Here is a 16,733-nt window from a genome sequence, read left to right on the forward strand (position 1 = left end):
CTGCCCTGTCACTTAGCTACCGAGTATATAAGCCACAATTTTAACTTCGATAAACTTAACTAATTTCGATGAGCTTTCTTACAAAATCCAACGCCTCACTCTCGGTGAGATCTGTTCTAACCGGCGAGCTATCGGCAGCGCCGTTAACAATAAGATTAAATCGGCCGCCCTCGCCTACCAAACAAACATTGGCAGGTGAGCGACGGGCACAGCCTTTGGCACAGCCGGATATATGGACGCTGCTGTTTTTCAGGCCGCTTAGCCGCTCCGCTAGCGGCTGAGTGGCGACACTCGCCTGCTCACAATAAGGCGCGCCGGGACAGGCATCTATTGATAGCCGTGGGTCGCTATTATGCCGGATTAAGCCATCCACCGCTGGCGCAGTATCGCCCTGCACTAATTTCTGCTTAACCAGCAAGCGCCGCCAGGGCGTGACCTGCACGGCGGTGACACTTGTGGGCGCTACCAACTCACGCAGCATTTCACGCAGCATTGAGGCGGTGGCGCGCCCAAAGGGTAGCCCCACCACCTGGCCCGCGGGATGGCTGCCCAGCGCCAGCTTAGCGCCGGAGGCTGCTGGGGCCGTATCAGCAGGTGCCCACTCCGGCAATGGCGCTGTATGGCGACGCATACGCCCAGAGTCCCAGCCGCCGCTCTCCACAAACCAGTGGGTTAGGCGGATTAACTGCTCAACGGCGGCTTCAATATCGCTTACTGCGGTGCCTAATGTATGGCCATCGGCACGCACCAGCAGGCCACCTTCCGTTGAGCGTTCAATGCGAAAATCGGCGGCGCTGTCGCACAGCACTGGCGCTTTTCCCGCATCGATGGCAATCCCTACCTTGCCGGGCATGGCGGCTAATTCGCTGCCCCGCGTTTGCAACCGGCTGGCAATGGTAGGCGAGTCATCCCCCGCTTGCCAGTGTGGCGCCAGCATCAGCTGCGGCTGGCGTTCCGCTTCCGGGTCGGCGCTGACCAGTTGATGCTCGACCAGAAAAGCCATTAACGACGGCCAAGTGGTGTCGGTCACGCCGCGCAGCTGGAAATTAGCCCGACTGGTGAGTTCGATCAAACCACTGCCGAAGGCCTCGGCAGCTTCGCATAGCGCCAGCATTTGTTGCCGTGAAAGCTCTCCCATGGGCGGGCGTATCCGAACCAACAGGCCATCGCCGGTGGCCATGGGCCGCCATGCGCCGGGGCACCAGCCTTTAATGCGCGGGCTGGGCAACATAACCGCCGGTCTCTTTGGCTTCATCCATTTCCAGCAGCAGGTCTTTTAGCGCATCGCCGTGTTCGCCAGGGGCTTGCCACATACCGCGTTGGGCGGCTTCAAGCAGCCGTTCGGCCATCTCTTCTAACGCCGCCGGGTTGTGCTCACGCAGGAACTGCTGATTGGCCGGGTCAAGCACCAGCGCACCGCTGACCTGGGCGTACTGGTAATCGGCGACCAAGTCGGTGGTAGCGTCGTAGGCAAACAGGTAGTCCACCGTGGCGGCCATCTCAAAAGCCCCTTTATAGCCGTGTTCGCGCATGGCGTTGATCCACTTGGGGTTTAACACCCGCGAGCGGATCACCCGGGCCAGCTCTTCCTTCAAGGTGCGAATCTTGGGCGCCGCAGGGTTGGCGTGGTCGGCGTGATAAATCACCGGCGCCTGACCGTTTAGCGCTCGGCTGGCGTTGGCCATTCCGCCCTGAAAGGCGTAGTAGCTGTTGGAGTCGAGGATATCGTGCTCGCGGTTATCCTGGTTCTGCATCACCGCATCCAGGCCTTGGAGCTGCTGTTCAAAGGCACCGCGTGCGGCGGTTCCCGACTCCTTAAACTGCCCGTAGGCGTAGGCCCCGGCATCCAGATAGGCTTCGGCTAAATCGTCGGCGCTCTCCCAAGAGCGGTTTTCAATCAGCCGGTTGAGGCCCGCGCCATACTCGCCAGGCTTGCTGCCGAAGATACGGTAGCTCGCCTGCTGGGTGGCCATTGCCGGGCTTAGCCCCTGGGCTTCCAGCGTTTGCTGGCGGGCTAACACCGCCTCGCGGATAGTGTTGCTACTGCCCGGCTCCTCATAGGCAGCCACCGCCTGCACGGCGGCGTCAAATAGACGAATCACATTGGGAAACGCATCGCGGAAAAACCCAGAGACCCGCAGCGTGACATCTACTCGTGGGCGATTGAGCAGCATCGAAGGAATGACCTCGAAGTCCGTTACCCGCTGGGAGCCCAGCGACCATTTAGGGCGCACGCCCATCAGCGCAAAGGCCTGGGCGATATCATCGCCGCCGGTGCGCATGGTGGCGGTGCCCCAGATCGATAGGCCCAGCCGTCGCGGGTAGTCACCGTTATCCTGCAGGTAGCGCTCGACAAACGCCTGGGCGGATTTTTCGCCCAGCGTCCAGGCGGCGGGAGATGGGATCGAGCGGTTATCGACGCTGAAAAAATTGCGCCCGGTGGGCAGCGTATCCAACCGTCCCCGGCTGGGCGCGCCGCTGGGCCCGGCGGGTACAAAAATGCCCTCAAGACCATCCAAAAGCGATTGAAGCTCCATCTTTACGCCGCGCTGCATGGCGACCCATAAATGCTCGCGGGCGTAGCGCAACTGCTCTGCTGTATCGGGATAATCCCGGGCCAGCTCATCCAGGCAGACGGGCGCTAATACGTAGTCGCTTACCCAGCGCTCGGCGAGCAGTTCCAGGCGTTCGCGGGTATCCGCGCCGGTGCGCCAAGGGGTGTCGAGTTGTTCGATCAAGATGGCGGGCTTAGGGCCCTGCCAAGGCTCATTGGCAGCGGCCAGCGGATCAAAAGGCTTGCCGTCATGTTGATCAGCCAGCCCCAGATCGCGGGCTAAATTGTGCAGCAGGCCGCGCTGGGCCAACGCTTCGCCCCTGGGCAGCCGCAGTAGCGCCACCAAGGTGCCCGCCCGTTTCTCTTCCGGCGGCAGTGTGCCGAGCACGTGCAGGCCATGGCGAATCTGGGACTCTTTGATATCGCAGAGGAAGGTATCCAGCTCGTTGAGAAGTTCAGCGTCATCGGTACTATTTTCATCAACACCGTGAGCCAATTCCTGATCAATTCTGGTGTCCCGCAGGTGGGCCAAAATCTGCCCGCGGATCAGTGCTTCCCGGCGGGGATCCATATCCAGCGCCTGGTAATATTCATCACATAGCGCTTCAAGCTCGGCCATGGCGCCGTAGAGCTCGGCCCGGGCCAGGGGCGGCATCAGGTGGTCGATAATCACCGCCTGACTGCGCCGCTTGGCCTGGGCACCTTCACCGGGGTCATTGACGATAAACGGATAAAAGTGCGGCAGCGGCCCCAGGGCGATATCCGGCCAGCAGTCGGCGCTTAGCGCGGTGCTTTTACCCGGCAGCCACTCTAGGTTGCCGTGCTTACCCACGTGAATAACCGCATCAACCTGATAGTGTTCGCGCAGCCAAAAATAAAACGCCAAGTAGCTATGGGGCGGCGCGAGCTGCATATCGTGGTAGGACTGGGTGAGATCGTCGATAAAATCCCGCTCGGGCTGGATTCCCACAAAGGTGTCGCCCAAGCGGATACCCGCGATCATCAGCCGCCCCTGACGACATTTGGGGTCATCCTGAGGGGCACCCCAGCGCGTCCACACGATGTTCTGCAGTTCAGCGGGCAGAGTGTTAAACCAGGCCAGGTAGTCGTCTACGCTGATGCTCTGCCAGCAGGCGCGCTGATCGAGGCTGGCGTGATCGTTGGTGACTGCCCCCTGAAGCTGGCGAATCAATTCATCGCCATTTTCCGGCAGCTCGCTAAGTGGATAGCCCACCCCCTTTAGTGCGTTTAAAATTTGCAGCGTAGAGGCCGGGGTATCCAGCCCTACCCCGTTGCCGATCCGGCCATCGCGATTGGGATAGTTGGCCATGACCAGCGCAATGCGCTTTTGGCTATTGGGGGTGAGCCGAAGCGAACAGATGCGCCGCGCCAGCTCGGCCACAAAAGCGGCCCGTTCCGGGTGGATCACATGGTGGGTAACCGCCAATTGGCAGCGCTGGTTGTAGTGGGCTTCGGCTTTAAACCCCACCGCCCGGGTGATAATGCGCCCATCCATTTCCGGCAGCACCACCTGCATCGCCACATCGCGGCTATGCAACCCCGCGGCCATGCCCTGCCAATCTTCCGTGGTGCTGCTGGCAAGAATCGCCTGGAGCACCACAGGCCGCCCGATAAATAGGCTATTGGGAAGCGTATCGCCCAAAGCATCCAACCCATCGGCATTACGGTTGACCGCAAAGCTGGTGGTATTAATCACCAGCATGGCGCCGGTCTGCTCAATCAGGTGATTAATAAAATCGATGCACGGCCCCTCTTTTAAGGACGCCACCGCCACCGCCAACGGCTCCAGCCCCTGCTCTTTAAGCGCCGCGATCATACCGTCAGGCACGGCGGTATTGGCCCCCTGCAGGTGGCTGCGATAAAACAGCAGCAGGCACACCGGCCGCCCCGGCACCTGCCTATCCCGCCACTCGCTAAGGCTTGACGCCTGCTGATCTTGCGGCGCATAAATCACCGCTGGCGGAATCACCTTGGGCTCCTGCCAAGTTAAATCCTGCAATAAGCATTCGCTGGCGACAAAGCGCAGCAGCTGCTCGGCGTTATCAGTACCGCCCTCGCGTAGATAGCGCCACACCCGGTAGGCATCATCAAAGGCAATGGTGGAGTCTTCCAACAGCGCATCATCCGGGGCGTCGCAGCCCGGCACCAGTATTAGCTGGCGCCCAGGTTTGGCCGCCGCCCAGGTGAGCAGCCGCTCATGGCCGTAGGGCCAGTAGGCCTTGCCGCCTAGCAGCGAGACAATCACCAGCTGAGCTTTTTCCAGCACCCGATCTTCGTAAAGATCGTAGGCGGCGGGCTTGACCAGATTCATCCAGTTGGCCAGCCGCACCGAGGGGTACGCCTCACCCAGGCGATCAACCGCCTGGGCCAACGCCGAAAGATTGCTATCGGCGGAGGACATGATCACGACCTCGGCGGGGCTCTGCTGTAGATCGATGATCCCTTCATCATCGACAAAGCCCCCCGGCTTAGCGGCGAATAAATGCATTAGCTAGCCGTTTGAGAAGACGTTTGAACCTCTATATCAGCTAGCGCTTCACGCAGCGCTGGAATATCCAGGTCTTTGCCAATGATCACCAGCTGGGTTTGGCGGGTTTCGTCCTGGGCCCACAGCCGGTCGAAGTAACCTTCCAGGCGCTCGCCCACCGCCTGAATGACCCGGCGCATCGGTTTACCGGGAATCGCCGCAAAGCCCTTGGCACGATAGATCTCGTGGTCGATCAGCAACTGCTGCAGCTTGCTGGCCAGGGCATCGCCATCCACTTCGCCCAGGGTAATCACGCAGGAATCAAAGTTATCGTGGGCGTGGTCGTGGTGGGCGCCTTCGGCGTGGTGCTTATCGTGGTGATTGGTGATGCTATCAATGTTCTCTTCGCTGGCCGCGCCAATGCCCATCAGCGCTTCCAACTGGGCGGTATCGCCGGTCACTGTCTGATCGATAAACAGCGTTTTCACCGAGGCACTCACCCGCGCCTGAATCACCGCTTCCACCCGAGCACGCTCTTCCGGGCTGAGCAGGTCTGCCTTGCTGACCAGCACCAGATCCGCCGCGCTAAGCTGATCATCGAGCAGTTCGCGCAGACTGGGGTCGTGGTCGAGACTTTCGTCGGCGCGGCGTTGGGCTTCGATTTTATCCACGTCGCTGGCATAGCGGCCAGCGGCCACGGCGGGGCCATCGATCACGGTAATAATCGCATCCACGGTGCAGTGCTGGCGCACGTCGGGCCAGTTAAACGCCTGCACCAGCGGCTTGGGCAGCGCCAGGCCGCTGGTTTCGATCAGGATATGGTCGATATCGTTACGGCGGGCAACCAGCTTTTTCATTACTGGTAGAAACTCCTCCTCCACCGTGCAGCAGATACAGCCGTTCGCCAGTTCATAGATACTGCCATCTTCACCGTCTAGCTGTTCTCCTTCGCTGCCCGGCTCGCAACCCAGTGCGCAGCTGCGCAGCAGGCTGGAGTCGATATCCTGCTCGCCGAATTCATTAACAATCACGGCGATCCGTTTGCCGGTCACCTGACGCAGAATATTGGCCAGCAGCGTGGTTTTACCGCTGCCCAGAAAACCGGTGACGACTGTGGCCGGAATCTTATTGAGTTGCATGAATGAACTCCTCACTATCGAATTGCTGTTCGGCGGGCGTCGGGCTTGATAAAAACGGATCTGATAAAAACAAGCGTGCCACGGCGTTAGGGTTGTTGGGGAAAAACAGATGTAAATAGGTGGCCGTTAAGCGCTTTTGACGATAAATCGCCTCCCCCGGCGCTGGGTGACGCTGGCGGCGGCCGTGGGCAATCGGCTCCGGCGTTCCCTCCGCCATGGAGCGGTGGTGGGCATGGCCGCGCACCGGCCCTTCCGGCAGCTCGGCGGTTTGCATCCCTTGGCAGCCCCGGCGACCACGCATGGCGCCCTGTCCAGGCAACAGGCCCAGCAGAGTATGAGTGACATCATCGTAGCCAGTTAAGCTTTCCAGGCAGTACAGCAGGCCGCCGCACTCGGCCAGGATAGGTTTATCGGCGTTAAAGAACGCTTGAATGGCGCCGCGCATGGCGCTGTTATCGGCAAGGGTTTGGGCGTGCAGCTCCGGGTAGCCTCCCGGTAGCCACAGGGCATCGCACTCGGGCAGTTGGCTATCTGTTAGCGGCGAGAAGAAGCGCAGCGTGGCGCCCATCTGTTCCAACAGATCTAAATTGGCCTGGTAGATAAAGCTGAAAGCGGCGTCCCGGGCTACCCCAATGGAGTGGCCTTTAAGTACAGGCTGAACGGGGGCAAGCTGCTCTTGCGGTGCGCTAAAGGACACCGGTGGCAGTGCTGAGAGCGCTTCCAGCAACCCTGCCGCTTCCAGCGCTTTGGCGGCTGCCTCAAAGCGCGCTTCCAGATCCTCGCGAATCTCCGCCGCCTGCACCAACCCCAGGTGGCGCTCGGGGAGCGACAGTTCGGGATCGCGTGGCACGGCGGCCAGCAAGGGAATCGATGGCGGCAGCGCGTCTTCGATCAGCTCCCGATGACGCGCCGAGCCGCAAGCGTTGGCGATGAGCCCGGCGATATGGATATCATCCCGAAAGCTGGCAAGCCCTGAGACCAGCGCTGCGGTGGTTTGGGCCATGCCTTTTACATCCATGACGATTGCCAAGGGAATACCGAACAGCGCCGCCAGATCCGCGCTGGAGGGTTCACCGTCGAACAGCCCCATGGCGCCTTCTACTAAAATCAAATCCGCTTCGCAGGCGGCGTCATAAAAGCGCTGGCGACAGTAGGCTTCGCCGGCCATCCATAGATCCAACTGATCCACCGGCTGGCCGGAGGCCTGGGCGAGGATCTGCGGGTCTAGATAGTCCGGGCCGGTTTTAAATACCCGCACCACCTTGCCCTGATTACGCAGCAGCCTTGCCAGCCCTGCCGTGACAGTAGTTTTGCCCTGGCCTGAAGCTGGGGCGGCAATAAACAGCGCGGGGCAAGTCGTGGTTGGTGCACTCATCAGTATTCGATCCCCAGTTGCGCTTTAACGCCGCCGCGAAAGGCGTGGCGTTCGTCCTGAACGGTGCTGATGGTATCCGCGATTTCCTGCAGCGGCGTGGCCATGGTGCGCCCGGTAATAATCACGTTTTGATGAGCGGGTCGGCGCTTCAGCGCTTCTACCACCGGTTCGGGGTCGAGATAGCCGTACTTGAACATATAGCTCATCTCATCTAGCACGATCAGGTGATAAGCGGGATTTTCCAGCAGCCCTTTAGCAACCAGCCAGGCAGCCTGGGCGGCTTCGACATCCCGCTCCCGGTCTTGGGTTTCCCAGGTAAAACCGTGGCCCATAATGTGCCAGTCAAGCTTGGGATGATCGCGGAAGAACAGGTACTCGCCGGTTTCGCGGCGGCCTTTAATAAACTGAATCACCGCGCACTGCTGGCCGTGCCCCAACGAGCGCGCCATGGTGCCAAAAGCGGAGCTGCTTTTGCCCTTGCCGTTGCCTTTGAGCAGAATCAATACGCCGCGCTCTTCGGTGGCGCGGCTGATCCGCTCATCGACTACCTCTTTTTTGCGCTGCATACGGTTTAGATGGCTAGCGTCGCTCATGGGGTTTCCCCGGTTAGTCGGTCAAATAGGGTTTACTAAAGATGGCTTTCCAAAATCAGCCGGCCAATAGCGTGCGCCCAGCTGTTGAGCAATGCGCGCTCCTTGCCCGCGTTTGACCTTGGACTGTTCGGTATCGATTAACAAACAATCGCCTAGCGGAGCGAGATCGTCAACGGACTCCCGGGTGCGGCCATCGGTAATCAGGTAGGTGCGCACCTGCAGGCCGGGCTCGCGGCGCTGCCACTGTTGAATCAGCCGTTTGGCTTCAACAATCGCTTCCCGCAGGGGTGTTCCGCCGCCGCCTTTGGCACTGTCGAGAGTCCCCCGAGCGTTTTTGGGCGCACGACGGCGTGAGAGAATTGGCACCACTCCGCCATTACCAAACCCCAGCACCGCTACCTGCTCCCGCGCGGCGTAGGCTTGGGTCACCAGCGATTCAACCAGCCCTTTCGCCTGACCTAACAGGCGCTGGCCCAGGGTCGAGCCGGAGGTGTCCAGCAGCACCAGATGCGCCGTCGCTTGCCCCGCTCGGGCCTTGCGCATTTTCAACTGCTGCCAGGGCCACTGGCCGCGATTGGCGATAATGGTCGCAAATCCGTCCAGTCGGGAAGTCGCCACCTGGGAGCGCCCCTGGCCCAACGTACCGCCTTTGCCCGCGCTAGAAGCGGTATCGGCGCGTTTAATCCGCTGAAAAAGGTCTTCGCTATCGGGCAAGTTCACCGCTGGCTGGCTAATCGACGCTTGCGCCATAGGAGGCATCGCGCCCCACTGGCCCTGTTCACCGTGCTGATGTGATGAGCCGCCGGTGGGCGCGTTATTAGCGGATGACGAACCGCCCTCGCCATTTGAAGGCGTTTGATTAGGTGGCGATGACGGCGGGCTCTGCTCTGGCGGTTGGGTACGCCGATGCGCCAGCACCCAGGGCTCAACGGTATCGATATCCTGCTGCTCAACGCTACCCACGTCACGCCAGGCAGCATGGGCCTGGGCGGCGCGGTGCCAGGTAACGTCGGCGCGCAGGCCTTCAACCCCGGCAGCTTCGCAGCGGGTAGCAATTGCTCGATATATCCAGGGGTCGGTGGTGATCTCTTTGAGTAAGCGCTGCGCTCTGGCAATACGCTCGGTCAGGGCAATTTGTTCATGCTCAACCCGTTCGAGGGTGCCAGCGGGGTCGAGATCAAAAGCTTCCCGCTGCTGCACAATGGCAATGCGCTCGTCGATGCTTAGCGCACCCGCTTGTTCAAGGCAGAGGCCGAAGCGGTCGAGCAGTTGAGGGCGCAGCTCGCCTTCATCCGGGTTCATGGTGCCGATCAGGCTAAAGCGCGCCGGATGGGAGTGGCTGATGCCGTCGCGCTCAACGATATTGGTACCGCTGGCGGCGACGTCTAGCAGCAAATCAACCAGGGTGTCTGGCAGTAGATTGACCTCATCCACATACAGCACCCCGCCGTCGGCTTTGGCGAGTAAGCCTTGATGAAAAGTCGCCTCACGCTCGGCCAGCACCTTTTGCAGGTCCAGACTGCCGACCAAGCGATCTTCGCTGGCGCCCAGAGGCAGAGTAACAAAAGGGGCACGCTGCCCTTCACTATCGCTGGGCAGAATGGCGGCTAGCGCCCTGGCTAAGGTTGATTTAGCGCTGCCTCTTGGCCCGCTGATCAGCACACCGCCGATGCGCGGGTTAATGGCGTTAAGGAGCAGCGCCGTTTTTAGCGCCTCCTGGCCAACCACCGCCGCAAAGGGAAACTCACTCACCGGCACCTCCCGTGCTGGCCAAGCCCACTAACCGATCACCATTAGCCAACTGATCCAGGGAATGTGGGACTTGAATATGATTCATGATAACTAGCTGAGTGTTAATAAAACCATTCATAAAGAAGTGGGAACAGAAAAGGCGTTCAGTATAGAGGAAGGGGTAGCGGCGAGGCCAATCTGTTACGTGCTATTAACCTTGCAAGCACTTATATCAGTTCACGCTAAGGATGCTGCTGGATTTTTACACGCGCTCAAAATACAATGTTATAACATTACATATATTGCGGGGTCTCATAACATCCTTAGGCTTTCTGTTGTTCGCTATCCACCTGCCACCTAGAATGGCCAGTGTCGGTGTTCCCCACGGAACTTAATAGAGAATCCGCCGCGGCTTGCCGCGAAACGGAACTGCCCCCGCAACTGTAGGCGGTGAGCGATGCTCTTTAATGCCACTGGACACATAGTCTGGGAAGGCGAGCTAGCCATGATCCGTCAGTCAGGAGAACTGCCGACATATTACTTACATCGAGCAAAGTGGCTCGGTCAGTATTTGCTGTCCGAATGCTGAGCTCATCATGCACGGGAGTGTACATGATGTTGAGATTGACCACGGCCATCGCCGCGAGCGCTGTTGGCCTTACCCAGGTGGCTTACGCCGCCACCGACTACCCGCTTACGCTGACCAACTGCGGCATAGAGATCAGCGTGGCGTCGCCCCCGGAGCGAACGGTGACGGTGGGCCAATCAGCCACGGAGATTCTCTATTCACTGGGGCTCGCTGATCGCGTCAGCGGCACCTCGGTATGGTTTAACCCGGTTTTGCCCGCGTTTACTGAAGCCAATGAAGCGATTGAGCGGATTGCCAACGACGACCCTAGCTTTGAGGCCGTGGTCAATAAACGGCCTGGCCTGGTGGCCGTGCAGTACGAGTGGCACGTTGGCCCGACCGGCAGCGTCGCCACCCGTGAACAGTTCCATGAGCTGGGTATTAACACCTATATTATGCCCGCCGACTGCGACACCAAGGATAACTCTACCGGTGGCGACGGTACCCGCACGGCCGCTTTCTCAACGGATTCGATCTATAAAGGCATTACCGAACTAGCCCAAATTTATGATGTACAAGACGCTGGCGAAGCCCTGGTAGCCGATCTTATTGATCGCGAAGCGCGCGCTATTGAGTTGGCGAACAGCCTTGATCTGCCGGAAGACCTGTCGGCGGCCTTCTGGTTTTCATCGACAGACCTGGGGGTTAGTCCCTTTGTTGCAGGCCAACTGGGCGCACCGGGCTATATGATGGACAAACTCGGCATTCGCAATGTGATTGAGTCGGATGAGGAGTGGCCCACGGTGGGCTGGGAGAGCATCGCCAGGGCTGATCCTGATGTACTCGTGATCGCCACCATGGATCGCCGCCGTTTTCCCGCCGACGATATTGAAGCCAAGCGTGAGTTCCTGCGCAATGACCCAGTCACTAGCGAAATGAGCGCGGTTAAAAATAACCGCATCGTGGAGATGGACGCCCATGCCATGAGCGCCACCATGCGCACTATCTACGGCCTTGAAACACTGGCCGAGGCGTTATCGACGATGGCATTTGACGAATGAGCATAGCCTTAACGCGGCTATCAACGGCGGGTTTTGGACTACGCTGGCTCTGGATAACGCCGCTGGTGCTCGTGGTGGCACTGATCGCGGGTACCGCCATCGGCGAGACGCCGATTCCGGTTGATACCATTCTCAAAGTGCTCGCCAATCAGCTACTGGGCGCGGATTACGCAGTAGACCGGATCGATGCAGGGATTATCTGGAACTACCGGCTTAGTCGTGCCGTTGTGGCCGCCTGCTGCGGTACCAGCCTGGCGCTGGCGGGGGTAGTGCTTCAGGCGCTGCTGCGCAATCCCTTGGCCGACCCTTACTTAATGGGCATTTCCGCTGGGGCGTCTACCGGCGCGGTGGCCGTGGCGGTAGCAGGATTAGGCGCTGGGGCGCTTTCGCTCTCACTGGGTGCTTTTGTGGGCGCCCTGCTCGCCTTTGGTATCGTAGTGATGCTCGCCCATGCTGCCAATAGCGGCGTGGGGGGTGGCCGCGGTATTCAGGCTGCAGGGGCGATTATTCTGGCAGGCATTGCCGGTTCGCAGCTGTTCAATGCGCTCACCGCTTTTATCATCACCAAGTCGGCGAGTGCCGAGCAGGCCCGGGGCATTATGTTTTGGCTGATGGGCAACCTTTCTGGGGTGCGCTGGGCCAATGTGACCTTGGCGGTGCCCGCTGCCCTGTTCGGGCTGCTGGTTTGCCTCTGGCACCGTCGCTCCCTGGATGCGTTTACCTTCGGTGCCGACAGCGCCGCCTCCATGGGCATTGCGGTGCGCCCGGTACGCGGCATGCTGATTATTGCCATGGCGCTGGTGACCGCAGTGATGGTGTCTATTGTGGGGGCGATTGGCTTTGTTGGGCTGGTCATTCCCCATGCCATGCGTTTTATTGTGGGTAGCCAACACACGCGTTTGGTACCCGCCACGGCGCTTGCGGGCGCGGTATTTTTGATCGGTTCGGATATTCTGTCGCGCACTCTGATCCCCGGCCAAGTGCTACCGATCGGGGTAATTACCTCGCTGATCGGCGCGCCTGCCTTTGCGCTTATTCTTATTCGCGGCAAGAGGTCTTAATGCGTTTATCGGCTGAAGGGCTCACTTGGGCGGTGCATGGCACGCCACTGCTTGTTGACGTTAATCTCACCATCGAGCCAGGCCAAACCTTTGGCCTGGTGGGGCCGAACGGCTCGGGCAAGACCTCCCTGCTGCGCCTGTTGGCGGGGTTGAACAAACCCAAAGCGGGCCGTGTGCTGATGGATAGCCAGCCTCTACATACTCTCAAGCAGCGGGCGATTGCCCAGTCCATTGCCCTGGTTGAGCAACAGGCGGACACCACCGACCGCATTACCGTCGGCCAGGTGGTGTCACTGGGACGTACGCCCTTCCTTACCGCCTTACGCCCTTGGTCAAGCAATGATGACGCCATTGTCGCTAAAGCGCTATTCGATGTGGATATGGCGCATATGGCTGACCGGCTTTGGCACACACTCTCTGGCGGCGAGCGCCAGCGGGTGCATATTGCCCGGGCGTTGGCCCAGCAGCCAAAAATCCTGCTACTGGATGAACCCACCAATCATCTGGATATCCGCCATCAACTGTCGATTCTTGAACTGGTCAGGCAGCTGCCGATTACGGTCATTATCTCGCTGCACGACCTTAACCAGGCCATGGAGTGTGACCGCATCGGTGTGATGGATCGCGGCCGCCTGATCGACAGCGGCCATCCTGAAGACGTCCTCACTGCCAGCAGGCTACAGCAGACCTTTGGGGTGTATACCCATGTGATTGATGACCCGGTGGATGGCAAGCAGGTTATGCGTTTTCGTAGCGCGGTTTAGGAAACGTCCGTTGGGCTAGGATCTCTCTATTGTTGGAAAGCAGCCATTTTGGGCAAGCTAAAAATGACGACCCTTACTGTTTTTTCCAATCAATCGCTAGCTCGCCCCCTTTTGCCCAGTTCTCATGACTGGTTTCAGCAAAGAAAATTTGCACCGCTTCAGGCGCAACGTCATAAGCTTGCACAAACGCTTCGGTGATTTTATGGGCCAGTTCACGCTTCATTTCGACTGAACGCGGCGACTGCTGGATAGTCACGATAGGCATATTGATGCCTCCTAGTTAATAGGGCTGATTAATGCTATTTCGAAGAACGTAAAATGTCGTCTCTTCAACTACATCATATTGATTTGAGGCTACTTGCCAAGCTCGCTTGGAATTGGCATTGGCCAACTATCTGGCTGGAACCAATTCTTAGAGCCCGACGGAACCAACCTTTCTTTGCTAAGGTGGAATGGTTCATTCTATTAATTGGCGGGATATCCCTATGCGACTTTTATTCACCGGCGGTAGCGGCAAAGCTGGCCGTCATGCAACGGCGTATCTTCGCGACCAAGGTCACCGCGTCACCAACCTGGATTGGGTGACGTCCGATGTGCCCGGCATTAATACCCTGAAGACCGACCTGACCGATGCAGGCCAGGTATTCAATGCCTGCCAGGCTTACGCCGATTTCGACGAACTGGAGCCAGGCACTGGCGTGCCGCGTTACGATGCGATTGTCCACTTTGCGGCCATCCCCGCTATCCTGCACCGGCCAGACAACGAGACTTACCGTATCAATACGTTGAGCACTTATAACGTGCTGGATGCCGCCACCAAACTGGGCATCACCAAGGTCATCTTCGCCTCCAGCGAGACCACTTATGGCGTTTGCTTTGCCGATGGCGAAAAGAAGCCTGACTACCTCCCCATCGATGAAGAGCACCCCACCGTTCCACAAGACAGCTACGCCATGAGCAAGGTGGTCAACGAGGTAACGGCGCGCTCTTTCCAGGCACGCTCGGGCATCGACATCTACGGCCTACGTATTAACAACGTTATCGAACCCCACGAATACCGTCAGAACTTTCCGGCCTACATGGACAACCCGGCCCTGCGTCGGCGCAATATCTTCGCTTACATCGACGCCCGCGACCTTGGCCAGATGGTCGATTGCTGCCTGAAGACAGACGGCCTGGGCTACCAGGTGTTCAACGTCGCCAATGACGATCTCTCGGTGGGCCTGACCAACCCCGAAGTCATCGAACGCTTCTACGCTGGCGTACCGATCAAGCGCGAAATGGGCGAGTTCGAGACTTTCTATAGCATTGAGAAAGCGCGGCGTTTGGTCGGCTTTGCACCGCGCCACTCCTGGCGGGATGAGCTGGAGCAGTAAAGCTAACTGGGGAAATAAGGGGTTATGCTAGGCTCTGTTGACGCTTCACCGCAGCGCGCGCGGAAGCGTCAACAGACTCTATATGCAAACTAATTGAAGTTGGTACGACCACAGAGGCATTACCATCTATTTCTTTTCAAATGCTGAGCCCCCAATGAATGAATACTGACCACTCACCAAATGCGCACCTTGATAAATGGGAAAATGCAAAAAACCCAGTGGTATCAATGTCCAAAGAGTACCCTGCGGGCCATCATATTCCTCCACATCAACATCAGCGTGGGCAGTTGATATATGCCAGCGCAGGTACCATGAGACTAAAAACTTGCGATGAATATTGGTTGCTACCTCCGTTTCGTGGCGTATGGATGCCCCCTGACGTAGAGCATGAAATGAGTGCCAGCACGTCGGTTTCTTTACGAACATTATATGTCAATGTTGAGTCATTCATCTTAAACTTACCTAATTATCCAGTAGGTATCGGTGTCACTCCACTCTTGCGGGAATTACTCATCCGAGCCTCTTATTTCCCGATAAATTACCAGCCTGACAGTTTTGAAGAGCGCTTATTGAGACTAACACTGGAAGAAATGAGGCATGCATTTGAGGCTGGATTAAAGCTTCCCATGGGTAGAGATAAGCGCTTGAAAAAAATATGCGATACGTTGCTGGAAAATCCTGGGGATGTACGCTCATTGGCAGATTGGGCGAATGAGGTGGGAGCAACCACTCGTACGTTAACCCGACTATTTCGCAGCGAGACAGGTGTTTCTTTTAGCCAATGGAGGGAGCAGGTGCGCATCATAAGTGCTATTTCGGGTTTAAGCACCGGAGAACGTGTCAGCCAAGTTGCTGAAAATCTGGGATATGCTTCACAAGGAGCGTTTACTGTCATGTTCAAGCGTGTAACGGGAAAATCCCCACGAGAGTATTTGAACGACCTGTCCCGTTCTCAAATAAAATTGTCGTGTACGGAAGAATAAGATTCGAATGAGATTGATATTGTTCCCCTACTTATTGAAATAACAGGTAGAGGAATATATGAAGCTTTCGCTAAAACCACTGACTGAGCACTATTACTTTCTGATAATTGCATCCACGTTTCTGCAAGGATCTTCTTTTGTCAGCACAAAGATCGTCATGGAAGATATGTCGCCTTTGTGGTTAGCGTCTGCTCGCTTCCTTATCGCAGCAGTATCTTTATCGCCTTTTGTTTTGATGCAAATGCGAAAGCATAAGATATTTTTTAAAGACCTTCCTTGGATAAAACTGTTAATAATCGGTGGGTTTCAGACTGCGGGAGTAATGTCGCTGCTCAATATTGGACTGACAGCGACTACCTCTTCAATAGCAGCTATCCTAATGGCCAGTAATCCTCTACTCGTGGTTGTCTTAGCATGGCTGATTCTGGGGGAACGTTCATCTACACTTGCTTTGATGGGCTTAGCTTTTGCATTTGTTGGCGTGGTGATCTGCATTGGTATCGACAGTGATGGAACCCATGGGATCGGGCATGGGGAAGTGTTTGTTATGTTAGCTTCAACCTGCTGGGCATGCTCCACCGTGTTAAGCAAGAAATTTGCAATTACGCATTCTCCCTGGATAGTCACTTTCTGGCAGATGCTGCTTGGCTCTCTGCTGCTTATTGCGATAGCAGCATTCAGCAAACAGCCTTTTTCCCTACCCACTGATGCTTACCATTGGGGAATGTTTATGTGGTTGGCAATTCCCGCATCGACTGGGGCGATAGGGCTTTGGTTTGCGGCGTTAAAGATTGGCGGCTCCGTGCATACGAGCGGTTTCCTGTTTCTCTGTCCACTATTCGCTGCCCTGGTTGCATTCATGTTGATCGGGCAACGCCCTGAATGGCACGAGATTATAGGTGGTGCGTTGGTAGGTGCAGGTTTGTTCATCATGTCCCGCAAGCAGCATGCTTCCCATAAGCTCAAGGCCGCCTAGCTCTTCAAAAGCGTCATAAGCTAGCAATTTGACTAGATGCCCTCTGTTACCATGCATCCCATTC

13 protein-coding genes and 1 riboswitch are annotated in these 16,733 nt (G+C 57.6%); of the genes, 6 read left to right on the forward strand and 7 right to left on the reverse strand.

All coding sequences use genetic code 11. The annotated features are described in order from the left end of the window. Positions 1–55: 55 nt before the first annotated feature. Genes KUC_RS09690 through KUC_RS09715 form a run of 6 tightly spaced genes read right to left on the reverse strand, consistent with a single transcriptional unit; the run spans position 56 to position 9,901 of the window. Positions 56–1,231, reverse strand: coding sequence for a ferredoxin-like domain-containing protein (locus KUC_RS09690; protein WP_007113008.1), 1,176 nt, complete (start codon positions 1,229–1,231; stop codon positions 56–58). Beyond that, on the reverse strand, positions 1,209–5,063 hold the full coding sequence (cobN, locus tag KUC_RS09695) for a cobaltochelatase subunit CobN (protein ID WP_007113009.1): 3,855 nt from the start codon (positions 5,061–5,063) through the stop codon (positions 1,209–1,211). Before cobN ends, KUC_RS09690 begins: the two co-directional genes overlap by 23 nt. Further along, positions 5,063–6,181, reverse strand: coding sequence for a cobalamin biosynthesis protein CobW (cobW, locus tag KUC_RS09700; RefSeq protein WP_007113010.1), 1,119 nt, complete (start codon positions 6,179–6,181; stop codon positions 5,063–5,065). Before cobW ends, cobN begins: the two co-directional genes overlap by 1 nt. Further along, a complete protein-coding gene (locus KUC_RS09705; protein ID WP_007113011.1) occupies positions 6,168–7,556 on the reverse strand; it encodes a cobyrinic acid a,c-diamide synthase CobB in 1,389 nt (462 codons plus the stop codon). The genes cobW and KUC_RS09705 overlap by 14 nt, the downstream gene beginning before the upstream one ends. Beyond that, on the reverse strand, positions 7,556–8,149 hold the full coding sequence (gene cobO / locus KUC_RS09710; protein ID WP_007113012.1) for a cob(I)yrinic acid a,c-diamide adenosyltransferase: 594 nt from the start codon (positions 8,147–8,149) through the stop codon (positions 7,556–7,558). Before cobO ends, KUC_RS09705 begins: the two co-directional genes overlap by 1 nt. A gap of 21 nt (positions 8,150–8,170) precedes the next feature. Next, on the reverse strand, positions 8,171–9,901 hold the full coding sequence (locus KUC_RS09715; protein ID WP_007113013.1) for an AAA family ATPase: 1,731 nt from the start codon (positions 9,899–9,901) through the stop codon (positions 8,171–8,173). 335 nt (positions 9,902–10,236) lie between these two features. Next, positions 10,237–10,428: riboswitch (cobalamin riboswitch) on the forward strand. A 64-nt stretch (positions 10,429–10,492) separates the two neighbouring features. Between KUC_RS09715 and KUC_RS09720 the strand changes: the two genes are divergently transcribed. From KUC_RS09720 to KUC_RS09730, 3 genes are read left to right on the forward strand one after another with little or no spacing between them, the layout of a single operon-like run. Beyond that, on the forward strand, positions 10,493–11,509 hold the full coding sequence (locus KUC_RS09720) for an ABC transporter substrate-binding protein (protein WP_007113015.1): 1,017 nt from the start codon (positions 10,493–10,495) through the stop codon (positions 11,507–11,509). After that, positions 11,506–12,570, forward strand: a complete 1,065-nt coding sequence (locus KUC_RS09725) for a FecCD family ABC transporter permease (RefSeq protein WP_007113016.1) — start codon at positions 11,506–11,508, stop codon at positions 12,568–12,570. The genes KUC_RS09720 and KUC_RS09725 overlap by 4 nt, the downstream gene beginning before the upstream one ends. Further along, positions 12,570–13,334, forward strand: a complete 765-nt coding sequence (locus KUC_RS09730; RefSeq protein ID WP_007113017.1) for an ABC transporter ATP-binding protein — start codon at positions 12,570–12,572, stop codon at positions 13,332–13,334. The genes KUC_RS09725 and KUC_RS09730 overlap by 1 nt, the downstream gene beginning before the upstream one ends. A 73-nt stretch (positions 13,335–13,407) precedes the next feature. Here KUC_RS09730 and KUC_RS09735 read toward each other — a convergent pair whose 3' ends face one another. Then, positions 13,408–13,599, reverse strand: coding sequence for a tautomerase family protein (locus KUC_RS09735; protein WP_007113018.1), 192 nt, complete (start codon positions 13,597–13,599; stop codon positions 13,408–13,410). Positions 13,600–13,819: 220 nt separating this feature from the next. Between KUC_RS09735 and KUC_RS09740 the strand changes: the two genes are divergently transcribed. The 3 genes from KUC_RS09740 to KUC_RS09745 all read left to right on the forward strand — a co-directional run bounded on the left by KUC_RS09740 (position 13,820) and on the right by KUC_RS09745 (position 16,669). Then, entirely contained in the window at positions 13,820–14,710 is an 891-nt protein-coding gene (locus tag KUC_RS09740; RefSeq protein ID WP_040480611.1) for an NAD-dependent epimerase/dehydratase family protein, read from the forward strand. Positions 14,711–14,868: 158 nt separating this feature from the next. Beyond that, complete coding sequence (locus KUC_RS19330; protein WP_007113020.1) at positions 14,869–15,693, forward strand: AraC family transcriptional regulator; 825 nt, start codon at positions 14,869–14,871, stop codon at positions 15,691–15,693. Positions 15,694–15,751: 58 nt separating this feature from the next. After that, on the forward strand, positions 15,752–16,669 hold the full coding sequence (locus KUC_RS09745) for a DMT family transporter (protein WP_007113021.1): 918 nt from the start codon (positions 15,752–15,754) through the stop codon (positions 16,667–16,669). Positions 16,670–16,733 lie beyond the last annotated feature (64 nt).

The sequence above is a fragment of the Vreelandella boliviensis LC1 genome (genome assembly GCF_000236035.1).
GTDB classification, from domain to species: domain Bacteria; phylum Pseudomonadota; class Gammaproteobacteria; order Pseudomonadales; family Halomonadaceae; genus Vreelandella; species Vreelandella boliviensis.